This is a genomic window from Parabacteroides gordonii MS-1 = DSM 23371 (assembly GCF_000969825.1).
Lineage (GTDB): Bacteria > Bacteroidota > Bacteroidia > Bacteroidales > Tannerellaceae > Parabacteroides > Parabacteroides gordonii.
In genome coordinates this window covers 49,022-64,233 of record NZ_KQ033919.1, presented here as the reverse complement: position 1 = coordinate 64,233, position 15,212 = coordinate 49,022, and the positions used below count along the sequence as shown (strand labels likewise).

General features: G+C 46.2%; 17 protein-coding genes. 4 read left to right on the top strand and 13 right to left on the bottom strand.

Translation table 11 applies throughout. The annotated features are described in order from the left end of the window. Positions 1-69 precede the first annotated feature (69 nt). The 10 genes from HMPREF1536_RS00275 to HMPREF1536_RS00230 form a co-directional block, all read right to left on the bottom strand. Positions 70-363, bottom strand: coding sequence for a hypothetical protein (locus HMPREF1536_RS00275; RefSeq protein ID WP_004322060.1), 294 nt, complete (start codon positions 361-363; stop codon positions 70-72). Positions 364-374: 11 nt separating this feature from the next. After that, entirely contained in the window at positions 375-752 is a 378-nt protein-coding gene (locus tag HMPREF1536_RS00270) for a DUF4134 domain-containing protein (protein ID WP_004322059.1), read from the bottom strand. Positions 753-813: 61 nt separating this feature from the next. Next, on the bottom strand, positions 814-1,137 hold the full coding sequence (locus HMPREF1536_RS00265; protein WP_028728589.1) for a DUF4134 family protein: 324 nt from the start codon (positions 1,135-1,137) through the stop codon (positions 814-816). A gap of 1 nt (position 1,138) precedes the next feature. Beyond that, positions 1,139-1,591, bottom strand: a complete 453-nt coding sequence (locus tag HMPREF1536_RS00260) for a hypothetical protein (RefSeq protein ID WP_008640351.1) — start codon at positions 1,589-1,591, stop codon at positions 1,139-1,141. Positions 1,592-1,825: 234 nt separating this feature from the next. Continuing rightward, a complete protein-coding gene (locus HMPREF1536_RS00255; protein WP_004310189.1) occupies positions 1,826-2,713 on the bottom strand; it encodes a toprim domain-containing protein in 888 nt (295 codons plus the stop codon). Between the two features lie 107 nt (positions 2,714-2,820). Continuing rightward, positions 2,821-3,927, bottom strand: a complete 1,107-nt coding sequence (locus tag HMPREF1536_RS00250) for an AAA family ATPase (protein ID WP_004310190.1) — start codon at positions 3,925-3,927, stop codon at positions 2,821-2,823. Then, complete coding sequence (locus tag HMPREF1536_RS00245) at positions 3,905-4,303, bottom strand: helix-turn-helix domain-containing protein (RefSeq protein WP_004322056.1); 399 nt, start codon at positions 4,301-4,303, stop codon at positions 3,905-3,907. Before HMPREF1536_RS00245 ends, HMPREF1536_RS00250 begins: the two co-directional genes overlap by 23 nt. A 176-nt stretch (positions 4,304-4,479) precedes the next feature. Then, the gene (locus tag HMPREF1536_RS00240) at positions 4,480-5,253 is read right to left on the bottom strand and encodes a hypothetical protein (protein WP_004322055.1); all 774 of its coding nucleotides are present in this window, start codon (positions 5,251-5,253) and stop codon (positions 4,480-4,482) included. A 133-nt stretch (positions 5,254-5,386) separates the two neighbouring features. Beyond that, complete coding sequence (locus HMPREF1536_RS00235; protein WP_005777415.1) at positions 5,387-6,517, bottom strand: site-specific integrase; 1,131 nt, start codon at positions 6,515-6,517, stop codon at positions 5,387-5,389. 267 nt (positions 6,518-6,784) lie between these two features. Next, complete coding sequence (locus HMPREF1536_RS00230) at positions 6,785-7,735, bottom strand: tyrosine-type recombinase/integrase (RefSeq protein WP_028728588.1); 951 nt, start codon at positions 7,733-7,735, stop codon at positions 6,785-6,787. Positions 7,736-7,894: 159 nt separating this feature from the next. On the opposite strand from HMPREF1536_RS00230, the gene dnaG reads away from it, so the two are divergent. Genes dnaG through HMPREF1536_RS00210 form a run of 4 tightly spaced genes read left to right on the top strand, consistent with a single transcriptional unit; the run spans position 7,895 to position 12,794 of the window. Continuing rightward, the gene (dnaG, locus tag HMPREF1536_RS00225) at positions 7,895-10,018 is read left to right on the top strand and encodes a DNA primase (protein WP_028728587.1); all 2,124 of its coding nucleotides are present in this window, start codon (positions 7,895-7,897) and stop codon (positions 10,016-10,018) included. Positions 10,019-10,034: 16 nt separating this feature from the next. After that, a complete protein-coding gene (locus HMPREF1536_RS00220) occupies positions 10,035-10,961 on the top strand; it encodes an ABC transporter ATP-binding protein (protein WP_028728586.1) in 927 nt (308 codons plus the stop codon). Beyond that, positions 10,958-12,268: an ABC transporter permease gene (locus HMPREF1536_RS00215; protein WP_028728585.1), complete on the top strand. Its 1,311-nt coding sequence runs from the start codon at positions 10,958-10,960 to the stop codon at positions 12,266-12,268. The genes HMPREF1536_RS00220 and HMPREF1536_RS00215 overlap by 4 nt, the downstream gene beginning before the upstream one ends. Position 12,269: 1 nt before the next feature. Beyond that, positions 12,270-12,794 carry a histidine phosphatase family protein gene (locus tag HMPREF1536_RS00210; protein WP_028728584.1) on the top strand — a complete coding sequence of 175 codons (525 nt, stop codon included), beginning with the start codon at positions 12,270-12,272 and terminating at the stop codon, positions 12,792-12,794. A gap of 12 nt (positions 12,795-12,806) precedes the next feature. Here HMPREF1536_RS00210 and HMPREF1536_RS00205 read toward each other — a convergent pair whose 3' ends face one another. The 3 genes from HMPREF1536_RS00205 to HMPREF1536_RS00195 are packed head-to-tail and all read right to left on the bottom strand — an operon-like array spanning position 12,807 to position 15,203. Next, the gene (locus HMPREF1536_RS00205; RefSeq protein WP_028728583.1) at positions 12,807-13,220 is read right to left on the bottom strand and encodes a PaaI family thioesterase; all 414 of its coding nucleotides are present in this window, start codon (positions 13,218-13,220) and stop codon (positions 12,807-12,809) included. 28 nt (positions 13,221-13,248) lie between these two features. After that, complete coding sequence (gene xpt, locus HMPREF1536_RS00200; protein ID WP_028728582.1) at positions 13,249-13,815, bottom strand: xanthine phosphoribosyltransferase; 567 nt, start codon at positions 13,813-13,815, stop codon at positions 13,249-13,251. An 8-nt stretch (positions 13,816-13,823) separates the two neighbouring features. Continuing rightward, positions 13,824-15,203, bottom strand: a complete 1,380-nt coding sequence (locus HMPREF1536_RS00195) for a nucleobase:cation symporter-2 family protein (RefSeq protein ID WP_044192687.1) — start codon at positions 15,201-15,203, stop codon at positions 13,824-13,826. Positions 15,204-15,212 lie beyond the last annotated feature (9 nt).

The window sequence follows — 15,212 nt, the reverse complement described above, 5'->3', positions numbered from 1 at the left end:
TGGAGGCGGACCCGCCCGCGTTCAACAATCAATCAGCCACACACATTGCCGTGATGGTTTTTCTTATAGTCATACTTTGTGCGAATAGGCATACACATACACTCCACGTTTTACATTTTTGCTGTGCAGCCCTTTTCGCTGTTTGAGGATGATAAGCACGATTCCCGCAGATAAGACAGTTGCCAATACGACCAGTCCGGCCACAAAGCCCATAAGACAGTAGGCGGCGATAAAGCCCACAATGGCTCCACCAGCCACGCCTGCCGCCCAATAGATGTAGCGGCCTTGTAATCCCATCAGCTCCAAAGGCCGTTGTAACCCCTTGAACAGCGGATAATCCGGATAACGTCCGTCACTAATCATTTCCTGACTGTTTATGCGTTAATTCCGAAGAATAGAGGTAATGCTTGGGCCGCCGCAATCAGAAAAAGGCACGCCCCAACTACCATCATGATCTTCTTCTTGACATCCTGTTCCTCGTTGTTCATGGCGATATACACCGAAATGGCTCCGATGATGGCCACGACACCAGCAATGGCATAGCAGAGTTTGACCATGACAGGAACGTATTTCACGATTTCCTCCGCTACGGTTGATAGAGCTGTCGTACCGGCCGAGTAATCACCTGCCGTACTTTGAGCCATAGCAGGTATGCCTCCCAACAGGGCAATGATTAACATTCTTACTTTGGTGGAAACTTGCATGATGGTTTTCTTTGCCTTTCGGCACATTCTTTTGAATTTCTGAAACATATTTATTACATTTTTGTGGTACTCTTGTTTTTTGAATTTATTTTACACTTCTGTCAGCCACCTATATGCGGTAGCCGAAGAAAGCAGGGAACACGATTGAAGCTCCAGTGATGAAGAGGCACGCACCGACAAGTGATACGATAGACTTCACCACGCCGTCCTCGCCTGTGTTCATTTTGATATAGATCTGGAGCGCGGCAACGACTACGAAAACCGAGGCGACAGCGTAGCAGATGTACAGCACGTACAGCATCATCGTCACCACGAAGTCGTGCATCGTTGCCAGTGCGTCTGCACCCCAACTGTAGTTTACGCTGCCACTTTTGGCGAATGCCGCATAAGGGACAAAGCACAGTGCACATAATATTTTTTTTGCTTTCGACATTTTACAATCGGTCTTTGAGAGGTTTCCATACCAGTTTCGGACGGTTGCCCGTCTTTCCTTTGGCAAGCATTGCTTTGTATAGTTCGTCTGCCGTGTATGCGTCCGACAGGTAGGTCTCGGTTTCTTCCATCTGTTCCTCCGCTTGGGCTTTCAGGCGTTTTAGCTTCTCCGCCACGGCTATCTCGCCATTATTGTCTGCGGTTTCCGTCTCCTGTGGTGCAGGCGAAGCGGTAGGGGCAACATCTGTTTCATATTTCTCATTACCCACATTGAATCCCGTATCGCTCTCCGTCACGTACACACTCTGTTCATCTTCTGGCGCACCGAGGTCAAATACCTCTTCTTCCGGCTTGCCATTTCCTTTTTTTCCATAAAGGTCCTGCACGATGATAACTGCATAATAGACGAGATAGGCAACCGTCAGGACAATGGTGAAAATAAAATATGATTTCATATATTTTTGTATAATATGATTTTTATATTTGGTTGTGTGTGCAAAATAAGAATGGATAATTTGAAAGATAAAATTATTGATTATAAAACGTATCGTTTCAATATAATATTTTTTCAAAATCCAAAAATCATATTTCAAAATCATATTCAAATATGATTTTGGATAAGAAAACAGGAAAAGTCGGGATATAAAAAAAGCCCTCCGTGATGAAGGAGGGCTTAGGGAGCGGGTTGTTCATTGTTTCTTCCCACGTAAGTAGTCGTTCAGGTCTTTGTAACCGGCATAACAGTTTGATTCGTTATAGACGCATCTGCCATACATCCCGGCTATGGTTTCCACTGTCTTTTGTCCGGCAAGGTCATTGTCAAGGTAACAGTGAATATACGTGTATTTTTGCAAATACGTCAATGTCCTTTTCAGATTACTGACCGAGTTCATAACAAGGTAGTCACAGGGGGCATTAATGCAAATGGCACTATCGTCCGTCTGTTTTAGGGTTAGATAGGACAGAAAGTCCATGAATCCTTCAAATAGGCAGACACGGCTCTGTGCCTCACCACGCGATTGGGGTATCAAGGAAATGTCCTTGTTCTTGATACATCCTTTGTAATAAGGGTTTCGTACCTCGTATCCACCGGATATATTGCCAAAGGCCAGTGCAAAGTAACGTCTCTGGCGCAGTTCGTAATGGACTTCCTTGCAGAACATTCGTCCGATATCCGAATCAATCATACGTGAATGGAGATATGAGAGCAGTGCGTGGTGTCGCAGCGGCACGATAATCAAATTCTTCATGTCGGCTTCCACTGGTCGAGAGGTTGCGGGCAACGCCCGGGTTTTCGGCAGCGACACACCATTGACATACCGTTTGATGTATGCTAATGCTTCACTCACACTTTTAGTTCCGCAAAGGTACTTACCCAGTTCCACAAGGTCGCCTCCGGTGGCCTCGCCAAAATCATACCATTCATTCAGCCGGTCATTGACTTTGAACGATGGCGTCACCTCTTTCCTGAGAGGCGAAAGATACCAATATTGCTCTGATTTCATATACTGCGCACGGTGGCCGAGCTGGGCCAAAAAGTCCACGATACGCACTCGTTTTGCTTCGTCTATGGTCATATTAAATTTCTTTTCACTTGTTTTGTACAAAAGCGGTTTAGTTTAGTTTGCGCCCCTATATATATAAATACTAAATTAAACTGAATTATATAGGCCCGCGCCCGCTCTCATTCTTCATCGAAAAGCATGGTTTCTGCCTGTGTCATGTCATAATAAAAAAGTTTATCTCGTTTGATAACCAGTTTTAAGGTGTCAGTCAGATATTGCAGCAGTTTGACCATTACGTTTCTCCCACGCTTAAACCCGATTGCCTCGTAAGCAGTCATCATGGCTTGCAGCATATTTTCAAACCCACGGATGGGTTTATCTCCAAATGCAGCGGAAAGGGCTTCACGGTGCTGTTCGATGCTTAGTTCCATAAAACCCGTCCGCTGTTTCGGTTTCTGATGTGGGGCATTCTCAAACAAATGCCCTTCTGCGAGAACCGGGAGCCCGCCCTCATTGACAGTGAAAGCAAAAGGTTTAAACTCTTTCTCACGGATGTGTAACGCATGAACTTCGCTGACGTTGGGACAATCGTTGTTTTTGCTGATGACCAGTACAGTCTCCGCCTTGTTGCTCATTTCCGTACCGATATGCCCGCGCACATTGTTATCTCCTTTATTCAAGTGTAGCACACAGTGGATATGCAGGTCATACTTTGATGACCATTCCATCATCTTGTTAATGACTTCCACGGACTCACCGGTACTGTTTATGTCAAGCATCAGGTCACGGATACCGTCGATGATAACAAGTCCGTATCCTTTTCTTTGACGTAAGGCGTAGTCGATGACCCCAATGCGTATGGCCGGAGAGTATTCGCGCAAGCAAATAAAGTCGAGGTTTTCACTGTCGGTTGTAGTGGGCAGTCCGGCAAGCCGCAAGATGCGTTCCAGTACATTATGACAATGGAAGCGGCTCTGCTCCGTGTCCACGTACAGAATCTTGCGTTTACCTTCCGGGAGGTGCGCCCGGTAGTTCAGCACTTGTTTCCCTGCCAGCGATGCAGCGACAATGGCCGAAACGTTAAATGTTTTTTTTGATTTCGCCTTGCCGGTTGATGCGCTGAAGTTGCCGAGCGTAGCAATGGTCGAGTTGTCTATCCAGATAATCTGTGGCGGCGTTTCATAGGTATCCGTCGCCCGAATCTGCGAGGCGGAGAGGATATCCGATAAGAAATCCTCCTCCGGCCTCATATCCACATTATATTCAGTTCTTCTTTCGTTTTCCATGGCGTCTTTGATTAAAGAAAGGTTGTGTGGCAGCGGCCTCGTTTGCCATACGTGCTGCTTCATCTACGGTTGGTTCATAATTCTGCAAAAGCCATTCGTCCAGATCTTCTTTGGCGAAATATATCATTTTGCCACGTGGCTTGTAGTGCGGAATCTCCTTGCCTGATGTTAGCTTGTACAGCATACTCTCGGATATTCCGATATACATACAAGCCTCTTGGAAGGTAAACACCTGTTTGGTGGTATATATATTTTTTTCCAGCAATGCGATGCGTTCCAACAGACTTTCTATCGGATCTAATTTCTTTAGGATGGCTTCGACGCTTGTAAGCCGTTCACTCAGCCGTTCCATGAATGTCAATCTATTATTTTGCATAAATGAGTTATTATAAATTTAGACAATGAAGTATATCCTCCGTTATGTAGCGCGCTAACGGAGGTCAAAGATAGGGCAACCCAAAAGGTCAGCGTGAGTTTGTACCGTGATAGTAACCACGTATCACGGCAACTGTCACGCTTTTACCTTTCACATACTTCGCTTATTGGCACTTCTTACCACTCTCTCAGTTCATCAATGGCTCGTCTGATACCGTAACCTGTTGATGTCATGTTGTTACGCAAGGCAGACAGAGCGGATGAAAGGCTTGAAGCTGAAACGAATCCTTTTCCATCCTTGGTTTGCAAGAACCGCCCATTACTGAGAACGGACTGCCATTTGGCTTGGATAAACGAGTGCTCAAGGAGTGTATCAAACAGGATGGCCACATGGCGGATATTGTTTACACGAATACAGAATCCTTCTTTACAGGAAAGCAGAGCTTCCATATCTTCAACGTGTAGGGTAGAAACGCAAAACAGATGATAAGCATTGGCACAAGCTGTAATACCTATCATCTGTTTACGAGTGAGATTGCATCCAAAAGAAAGAGGATAAATTCTTGTCGGTCCATCTTTGCAGCACGTGACGGACTGTGATGGTGGCACAAACGTATCATACGTTCGTTTCAGTTCCATACACTTCTCGAACGAGAAGTCTGCTTCGGTAAAAAATGCTCGGATAAGATGGGAGCAATCGTTTAATAGCCCCTTGACGATATGAATGTTCATTTCATGGCAGTTCCGGCAGACCGCATGGTCACAGTCGATATACCGGTGGCTGTTTACGAAATCCTCCACGTAACGGTAGTACTGCTTATTGCCCGTCACGACATCACGGAGATACATTGTTTTTGCTTCAACGAGCAATGCGAATAATTCTTTCGCTACATCCTGTTCTGCAACAAAATGGTGCAGATGTTTTTTCCCTCCAAAAAGAGAGAGGGCCATTGTTAGGTCTTTTCATGATGAAATATTTTAAATTGGATTTATATGATATATTATAAGAGTGTTGCTCCGATAAGAGAATCCTGTCGGAACAACACCCTTATAAGTGATTACATATCTGATGTTCATTGCATTGTTAATCGAATAAACCGTTGGTCAGATTTACTGCATCGTCTTTTTTCTTATTGACGATTTTGGCATACACTTGGGTCATCTTTACAGATGTATGACCGAGCAATTTAGATACAGTGTACAAATCGGCCCCCAATGTCAGCATCATTGTGGCGAACGTGTGGCGGGCGGTGTGAAAGGTGAATCGCTTGGAAATTCCGGCGGCTTTGGCCCACGGTTTGATAAGTTGGTTGATACCTGAAGGCAAATCGAACACATGGTCGTCTGCTGTCTTGTCCCCACGTTCCGGCATCCACTTCAACGCTTCATTGGAGAGCGGAAGGTAAATCGGTTCTTTCGTCTTCTGCATGGCTACTGCCAAGCGGTATTGGCCGTTGTCAATAAACACATCTTTCCATTGCAATCCGATAATGTCACTGATACGTAGTCCACAGAAGCAGGAGAACAGGTAGGCACTTTTTACCCCTTCGTTCTGCATTGGTGTAGCGATTAATGATCTCACTTCTTCAATAGTCATATACGAACGCACACTTTCCGGCATCTTGGGCTTCTCCGATTTTTCCATTTCGTTGAATGGATTCTTTAAGATCCGTTTCGCACGGACAGCGGCATTTAACGCACCGTTGAAAATCTGGTAATAGGTATTACGCGTAGAAGCCGAGATGGGTTTTCCTTTGGGACGGTAGTTTGTCAGCATATAGTCGATATAGCCGTGGCAAAAAGTGAGGTCAATCTGATTTAATGTGAATCTTTCTCCTGCATACTCTTTCAAGATACCGGTAACAGATTTTATCTGGCCTATGTTTTTCTTACCACGTTTCTTCTGTTCCTCTTTATAGAGTTGCATCCAGTCCAGCAGATAAACCTTATCCTTGTGATTCATGATACCGGCTTCACCACTTGTCAACTCTATGATACGCTTCGATTTGATTGCATTTGCGGCAGCCATTGTCGTTTCGTTCTGTTGGCGGGCATTACGATCCGTTTCCGGAATAAGATACATTTTCAAATACTCGTATGTCCGCTTACCATTTCGGTATATATCCAGATACAAACTCTTGCTGCCATTGGCCAACTCCTTCGTCCGAAGACGAATCGGCTCCTTTACTTTTATTGGCTTTCTGGTCCTTGGCATATTTGTGTCCTTTTATTCGTTATTTCCTATCACAAAGGTACAAATAAAAAACGTAATCAAGAAACAAACAAGAAACAAAAATGCACCTAAAAAGAGCAAAGCAACAGAAAACGTAGAAAACAACTGAAAATAAAAACTCGTATATAAATTATTGATATATAGATGATTTATCTATATTTATTTGGAACTTGTTTTCATTTTATATATGTCTTTATGATTATTGGTAAGTAATTCCCTTTCAATAATTACCTTACTCATTACATTCATTTATCCGGCTGCCGGAGGTATAATACTACTTATCAACAAACAATTAGCCTCATCCAGTTTCTTGTCTTCGATTGGTTTCAGATAGGTTTCCGTCACCCGTAAAGAAGAATGGCCGAGTCCCTTGCTGATAATCCCTAAAGCCAAGCCCAGATAGAAGGCCAACGTCGCCCAGGTGTGCCGTGCGGTATACGAACTGATTTTCACGCCGGGCAATAGCTGCTTGCCGAGCTTTTTCAGCTTACGGTTGAAATTACGTAACGCTTCCAGGTAACAGCGATAGAGCTGCCACTCGTTTTTTAACTTTTCATTCAGGATTGGAAAGAGGTAGGGCGAAGCCGGGTTCTTATCGCGAAACGCTTCGAAATATTTCATCGCTTCACGGGGAATATCGACCACCATCTGCCGCCCTGTCTTATGACGGCAATAAACAATCGTGTTCCCTTTCAGTTCGTTTTTACGCAGATAGGCCAGATCGATAAACGGCATGCCGTGAAACATGAACATCAACAGGAACCAGGCGAGTGCACTTTTCATATCTTCGGGCAAAGTATCGAAATCGACATTCGAGAGCGTTTGCATCTGTTCCTCGGTCAGTGCACGTTTGGTTTTCGACTCGACTTTCGTATATACTCCGTCAAAGAGTTTCGGATCGTGTCCGGCCATTCCGGGTGGAAAAAGGCGGTTATACATGGCACGCAACACGCGCATATAGGTAGACACCGTATTCCAGCTCAACCCCTTTTGCCGCAACCAGTCCTGATACTCCCGCAGCGTGCCCGCCATAAAGACCCGGCAAACCGGTAGCGCAGCCTCTCTCCCACCGGAAAACATCGCCAAAGAATGCAACGCAGCCATATACGTATGTACAGAAGAGTATTTCCTCTCTTCCTTCAACTCCTCAACGACTGACAATACAGCATCTGTCAGATCACTTCTTTCATTTACTTCCATAATTATAATGTGTTAATGTGCTAATATGCAAATTTGCCAATAGAGATACCTAAAGATTCAGATATTGACTGTTTACAAACATAGAAACAGAGACATTGGTTGTTTCCAAATAAATTCGCTACATTTGTGACCCATTATATAAGGAAGGAAATAAATTAAATGATCGATCAACCTACCATAGACCGGATACTTGACGCTGCAAACATTGTGGATGTTGTTTCAGAATTCGTTACCCTACGCAAACGAGGGGTGAACTATGTAGGATTATGTCCGTTTCATACGGATAAAACACCCTCTTTCTACGTCTCTCCGGCCAAAAATATCTGTAAGTGTTTTGCCTGCGGCGAAGGCGGTACGGCTGTCCACTTCATTATGAAGCATGAACAGTTGAACTATTTCGACGCCCTGCGTTACCTGGCCAAGAAATATAACATCGAGATACAGGAACGGGAACTGACCGACAAGGAGAAGCAAAGGAAAAGCGACCGCGAAAGTATGCTGATCGTCAATAGCTGGGCGCAGCAATACTTTACCACCCAACTATACGAACACATAGAAGGGAAAACGGTCGGACTGCGCTACTTTGCCGAACGAGGATTCCGCGAAGACACCATCCGTAAATTCCAGTTGGGTTACAGCCTCGACCAACGGGATGCCCTTTACAAAGAAGCGAAAAAGAACGGATACAAAAAAGAATTTCTGGAAAAGACCGGGCTAGTAATCGCTTACGATAACGGAGGGGTGAACGACCGCTTTCGTGGCCGTGTGATTTTCCCGGTTCATACGTTGAGCGGTAAAGTGGTCGCCTTTGGCGGACGTGTACTCAAAAAGGATGAAAAGACGGCCAAATACGTCAACTCCCCCGAGAGTGAGATTTACCACAAGAGTAACGAGCTCTACGGTATTTTCTTTGCCAAGCAGGCCATAGTCAAAGCCGACTGTTGCTTCCTGGTGGAAGGGTATACGGATGTGATATCCATGCACCAGGCAGGTATAGAGAACGTAGTCGCCTCTTCCGGTACGGCTCTTACGCAGGGACAGATACGGCTTATACACCGTTTCACCAGTAATATAACCGTATTGTATGACGGTGATGCCGCCGGTATCAAAGCTGCCCTGCGCGGTATCGACCTGCTGCTGGAAGACGGCATGAACGTCAAAGTGGTTCTTTTGCCGGACGGTGAAGACCCCGACTCGTTCGCCCGTAAACACAACGCGAGCCAGTTTGCAGAATTTATCAAACAAAACGAAACGGACTTCATCCGCTTCAAAACCCGTTTATTACTGGATGATGCAGGAAACGACCCGATCAAGCGTTCGTCGCTGATCACGGATATTATCCGCACGGTAGCCATCATCCCCGATAATATAGCCCGTTCCATCTATATCCGCGAATGCAGCAGCATGATGGAAATAGACGAACAGGTGTTGCTGAACGAGGTCAATAAGATCCGGTTAAGCAAAGACGAAAGACAGAGTACCCAGGCTCCTCCTCCACAGGCAAACATCAGCCCGATCCCGGAATACACCGATATTCCCGGCTATCAACCATACACGGGAGAAGTTGCGGGAGAAGCAGAGAGCTTCCTTCCGCCGGACGATAACATGCCGCCTCCTCCTCCACCCGAAGAATATCCAACGGAAGAGACAGGCCCTATGGAGGTTCCGCCGATGGCTCCGCCTCCTCCCCAGCCGCAGATGCCTCCGCAACCGAAACGTTCGCCTTATGAGGCGTATGAGGTGACATTGATGAAATATATCGTGCGGTATGGTGAAAAGGTATTGTTCGACTATGTGGATGAGGAAACAAACGAGCATATCGTTATGCATGTCGCCGATTATATCCGTTACGACCTGGAGCGTGACGACCTGACTTTCTATACCCCGATCTTCAAGAGCATGCTCGACGAAGCCGCCGAGAAATGCAAGAACGAGGGATTCATTGCCAACCGTTACTTCCTTGCCCATCCCGATCCGAACGTAAGCCGTCTGGCCGCCAACCTGATAAGCGAGAAGTATCAGCTGAGCAAATACCATAGCAAGTACCGCGAACTGGAACAGGAGGAGGATAAACTGGATCAGCTGGTGATCCGTGAAATATATGCCATCAAGGATGCTTATATCATCCACCAGATAAAGGAAACCCAACTGGCGATCAAGGAAGCGCATCTGAAAGGAAACGAAGACCAGGTGTTCGAGCTGATGAAAAAGCTGACTCACCTGAACGAGATAAAGAATGTATTAAGTAAAGAACTGGGAGAACGTATCGTATTAAAAATGTAACAACAACTTATAGCCTATGAACTTTTTGGAAACGGAAGATGTGGTAAAACAGTATGCCAACCATCTTGCATTGAACAAGGTTAGTATACAGGTTCCCGAAGGAAAGATATTCGGGTTACTCGGGCCTAACGGTGCCGGCAAAACCACCCTTATTCGTATAATCAACCGCATCACCGCTCCCGACAGTGGGCTCGTTCGTTTCAACGGACGTGAGTCGCAGCCGGAGGATATCTATCAGATCGGATATTTACCGGAAGAACGCGGACTGTATAAAAAGATGAAAGTCGGCGAACAGGCAATCTACCTGGCGCAACTGAAAGGGTTATCGTATCCCGAAGCCCGCAAACGCCTTACCCGTTGGTTCGAGAAGTTCGATATCATGCCCTGGTGGAACAAGAAGCTGGAAGAGTTGTCGAAAGGGATGCAGCAGAAAGTCCAGTTCATCATTACGGTTATCCACGAGCCGGCATTGCTTATCTTCGACGAACCGTTCAGCGGTTTCGATCCGGTGAATGCAGAACGGCTGAAACAGGAGATCCTGGAACTGAAGGAGAAAGGCCATACCATTATTTTCTCTACCCACAATATGGCTTCGGTCGAAGAGATATGTGATAATATCGCCCTGATCAATCAGTCGCAGGTCGTACTTTCGGGGAATGTAACGGAAGTAAGGAACCGTTTCCGCAACAATACGTTTACCCTGCGTATCACTTCCGACAGTTCCCTGCAGGACGACCAGACACATATCTTCACGTTACTTTCCGAAAAGGAACAGAGCGGGATACGCGAACTTCAGATACACAAGGCCGAAGGGATCAGCAATTCCACCCTATTATCCACCCTGTCGGAACAGGCTGAGATCCTTTCATTTGCAGAAGAGCTACCTTCCATGAACGATATATTTATTAACACCGTATCAGGTACAAACACGACACAGGCATGAATAAAATAGGACTTATAATCAAAAGAGAGTATTTGCGCCGGGTAAGTAAAAAGTCGTTTATCCTGCTTACGTTACTGACTCCGTTCCTGTTTGCCGCACTGGTATTCGTACCGTTATGGTTATCCACGATCAAAGGAGACGAAGTGCGTAATATTGCCATTATCGATACGACCGGGAAATATGCCCAACTGTTTGAGAATAACGAAAGTTTCCACTTCATCCATAGCGACAAGACGTTAGACGACTATCGCCGGAACAGCGACAAGGAAATATTCGCCTTCCTGAGTATCACAGATGACCTGCTGAACAACCCCAAGGCTGCAACCCTTTATTCGGAAAAGCAGGTACCTGTCGAACTGAGCCGGCTGGTCAACCAGACATTAAGCAAACAACTGGAAAGCGAAAAGCTTGCTTCGTTCAATATTCCCAATCTGAAAGAGATTATCAAAGAAAGCAAGATCAACTTTAACGTACAGACTATCAAGTGGAGTGAAGACGGGCAGGAAAGTACCTCGTCGGCCACCGTAGCTTCTGTGATCGGAATGGTGTTTACCTTCATTATCTATATGTTTATTATGATGTACGGGGCGATGGTGATGCAGGGCGTCATGGAGGAAAAGACGAACCGTATCATCGAGGTGATGATCTCTTCCGTACGGCCGTTCGACCTAATGATGGGAAAGATCATCGGGATAGGCTTTGTCGGACTGACACAAGTGTTCCTATGGGGGATTATCACGACCATACTGGTTAGCGTAGGAGGTTTTATGTTCTCCGGTGGAGTCGATGTGGCATCCCTGCAAGCCGGGCCTCAAATGGGGATGATGGATGCGAATGCGCTGGCGTCTTCTTCGGGCAATGAAATTATGGGGATTATCAATTCGATCAATATCGCAGAGATCGGTATTTCCTTTATTATCTACTTCATTGGCGGCTATATGTTGTATGCATCCATATTCGCAGCTATCGGTTCGGCCGTAGACAGCCAGGAAGATACACAGCAGTTTATGGCGCCTGTTACGATCTTTATGATCTTTGCGCTGTACGCCGGTATTTATAGTATGGAAAATCCGGATGGCCCGCTGGCTTTCTGGTGTTCGATGATCCCGTTCACGTCACCGATCGTTATGATGGTACGTATTCCGTTTGAAATACCTTTGTGGGAGAAGCTGCTATCCGTTTCCTTATTATATGCTTCTGCTATCGGTATTGTCTGGTTATCCGCCAAGATATACCGTGTAGGTATCCTGATGTACGGAAAGAAACCGAGTATCAAAGAAATGGTTAAGTGGATCAAGTATAAATAAGATGGACTCAACGATATCACTCATATTAAGCCGTCATGGAGAGACGGAAGAGAACAAACTGCATATCATGCAGGGACAAATGCCCGGCCATCTGTCTGAATTAGGTAAACAGCAGGCGGAACAACTGGCCGCCCTGCTGGAAAAAGAAGAGATCGACGTGATCGTAAGCAGCGACCTGGCCCGCAGTTACGACACCGCTATGGCTGTTGCCCGGCGCAAAGGACTGGAGCCAGTCCAGACTCCCCTTCTCCGCGAAATGGATTGGGGAATCTATACCGGAAAAGTAGCCAATGAAATGGATTTCAAGAATCTGCCGGAAAGTGTGGAGAGCGTGGAGGCGTTGTACAAAAGAGCCGGAGAGTTCCTGCAATTCCTGCAAACGGAATTTCCCGGTAAACGTATCTTGGCCATCGGACACGGCGGGTTCAACCGGGCTATTATCGTACAGATAGAAAAAAGGCAGCAAGAGGATATCCTGAAGCTGCCAATCATGAGAAACACAGCTTGCCTGCGTTTCTCGATATAAAACCGAATTTGTTTATACCTGTGGTTGTACGACACTGAATGTGCCGGATGCTTTGCTGACGAGCTTATCGTCGCAGTAAATCTCGCATTCGCTGAAATGTACATGCCGTCCAGGTTTGATAACCGTGCCTCTGGCAATCAGTTCTTTTCCCCAGGCTGCCCGCAGGAAAGAAACTTTCAGTTCTGCTGTCAGCACATCCTTGTCCAACGGGGTCATTGTATAAGCGGCAAAGCCTGCGATCGTATCTGCCAGGGCTGCCAACACACCGCCGTGGATAACGCCGCTGTATTGGCGCTGTTCGTCATGCAAAGGCATACGCGCCTCAACGATCCCGTCTTCGACAGTGGTGAATTGTACTCCCAGATGATTTACATAGGGATTGGTCTTCACCCTGTCGAGCAATCTTTCTTTTACTTCTGTATTCATTATTTTTACTCAATTAGTTGGTCTCTTTCTAGCGAATCGTGATCTTGCAGTCGTCCAGGCTGTCGATAATAGCCAGACTTTCCACATGGATACCCGACTCGCGTAAGGCTTTCCCTCCATCCTGAAAAGCTTTTTCAATGATGAAGCCCATACCGGCAATCGTTGCGCCGGCCTGTCCGGCCAGGTCGATCATTCCCATTGCGGCATTACCGAATGCCAGGAAGTCGTCGATAAACAGGATATGGTCGTCTGCTGTCAGGAAGTTATTGCTGATACAAACTGAATAATCACGGTCTTTGGTGAACGAATGGACTACCGTACTCAACATATTCTCCATTGTCTTGGGTTGCTTTTTCTTCACAAACACAACAGGCAATTGCAGGATATATCCGACCATGATAGCCGGAGCGATACCGCTGGCTTCGATTGTTACGATCTTGTTGATATGTTCTCCTTTAAATCGATTGATAAATTCTTCGGCAACCTTATACAGAAGCATCGGATCCATCTGGTGATTTATAAAACTATCTACTTTCAGGATACCTCCCGGATAACATCTGCCGTCTTGCAGAATACGCTGTTTAAGTAATTCCATTTGCTTTTTTATTGTGTTTTATCTTCTTTATCTTCCTTCACCCGGATGAATATATTGGCAATAATAGCCGTCAGGCCACCCGTCGTAATGCCGGATGCAAAAATACCTTTTATAGCATCCGGAGCCGTTTTCAGGATATCGGGCATCAGCTCCACTCCCAGTCCCAACGACAGGCTGACAGCCAGAACCAGCGTCGCCTTCCGGTTGATCTCCTGTGAAGCGATGATACGGATACCTGCCGCAGCCACAGTACCGAACATCAGCAGGGTCGCACCTCCCAGAACCGGATCGGGCATCAGCGAGAACACTACGCCCACGATCGGGAACAATCCCAACAGGATAAGCATTCCGGCTATATAGTAACCTACATAGCGGCTGGCTACCCCCGTAAGCTGAATAATTCCGTTATTCTGTGCAAAGATAGAGTTTGGAAACGAATTAAAGATGCCGGCGATAAAAGAATTTACACCGTCTGCCAGTACACCGCCCGAAACACGTTTCAGATATCCCTCTCCTTCAATGGATTTACCGGAAATCATTGAATTGGCTGTAACATCCCCGGTCGCTTCAATGGCTGTGATCAGGTAGACCAGGCCGATGGCAATAAAAGAAGATATATTAAAATCCAGTCCGTATTTAAAAGGCATCGGGATATTGAACCCGGCCAGGTTCTGGGAAGCGGCGGCACTCATGTCGACCATTCCCAACGCGAAAGAAAGTCCGTAGCCGATACACAACCCCAACACGATGGAGCTCATGCGCAGGTATTTATTCTTACAACGGTTAAAGAACAATACGCTTAACAGCACAGTTGCCGCAACACCTATATTCTTCAGACTTCCGAACGTACCGTTATCCATAGCGGCAAAACCACCGCCACAGGATACCACGCCTACTTTGATCAAGCTCAACCCGATCAGCAATACCACAATACCCGAAACAAGCGGGGTGATGATAGAACGCATATACTTAAACGTACGGCTGATAACCATTTCAACCGGAGCAGCCGCCATACAAACACCAAAGATAAGCGGCAATCCGCCTGCCAGCCCGGCCGATATGATCGGGCCGATAAAGGAAAAGCTGGTACCTTGTATACAGAGCAGCCCGGCTCCTACCGGGCCAATCCGCTTACATTGCACGAAAGTTGACACACCTGAGGCGAAGAGCGCCATCGACACCAGGAAACCGGTCGTTTCGAGATCGAGTTTTAATGCTCCGGCGATAATAAGAGGCGGAGTGATGATGGCGACAAAAATGGCCAGCAGATGCTGCAAAGCGGCAAACAAAGCCTCTTTCAAAGGCGGGCGGTCATCTATACCATAAATCAGATCTGTTTCTTTTACCGGAATAATAGTCTCTTCTAGCTCTTCAGTGTTAATCTTCATATTTACTTT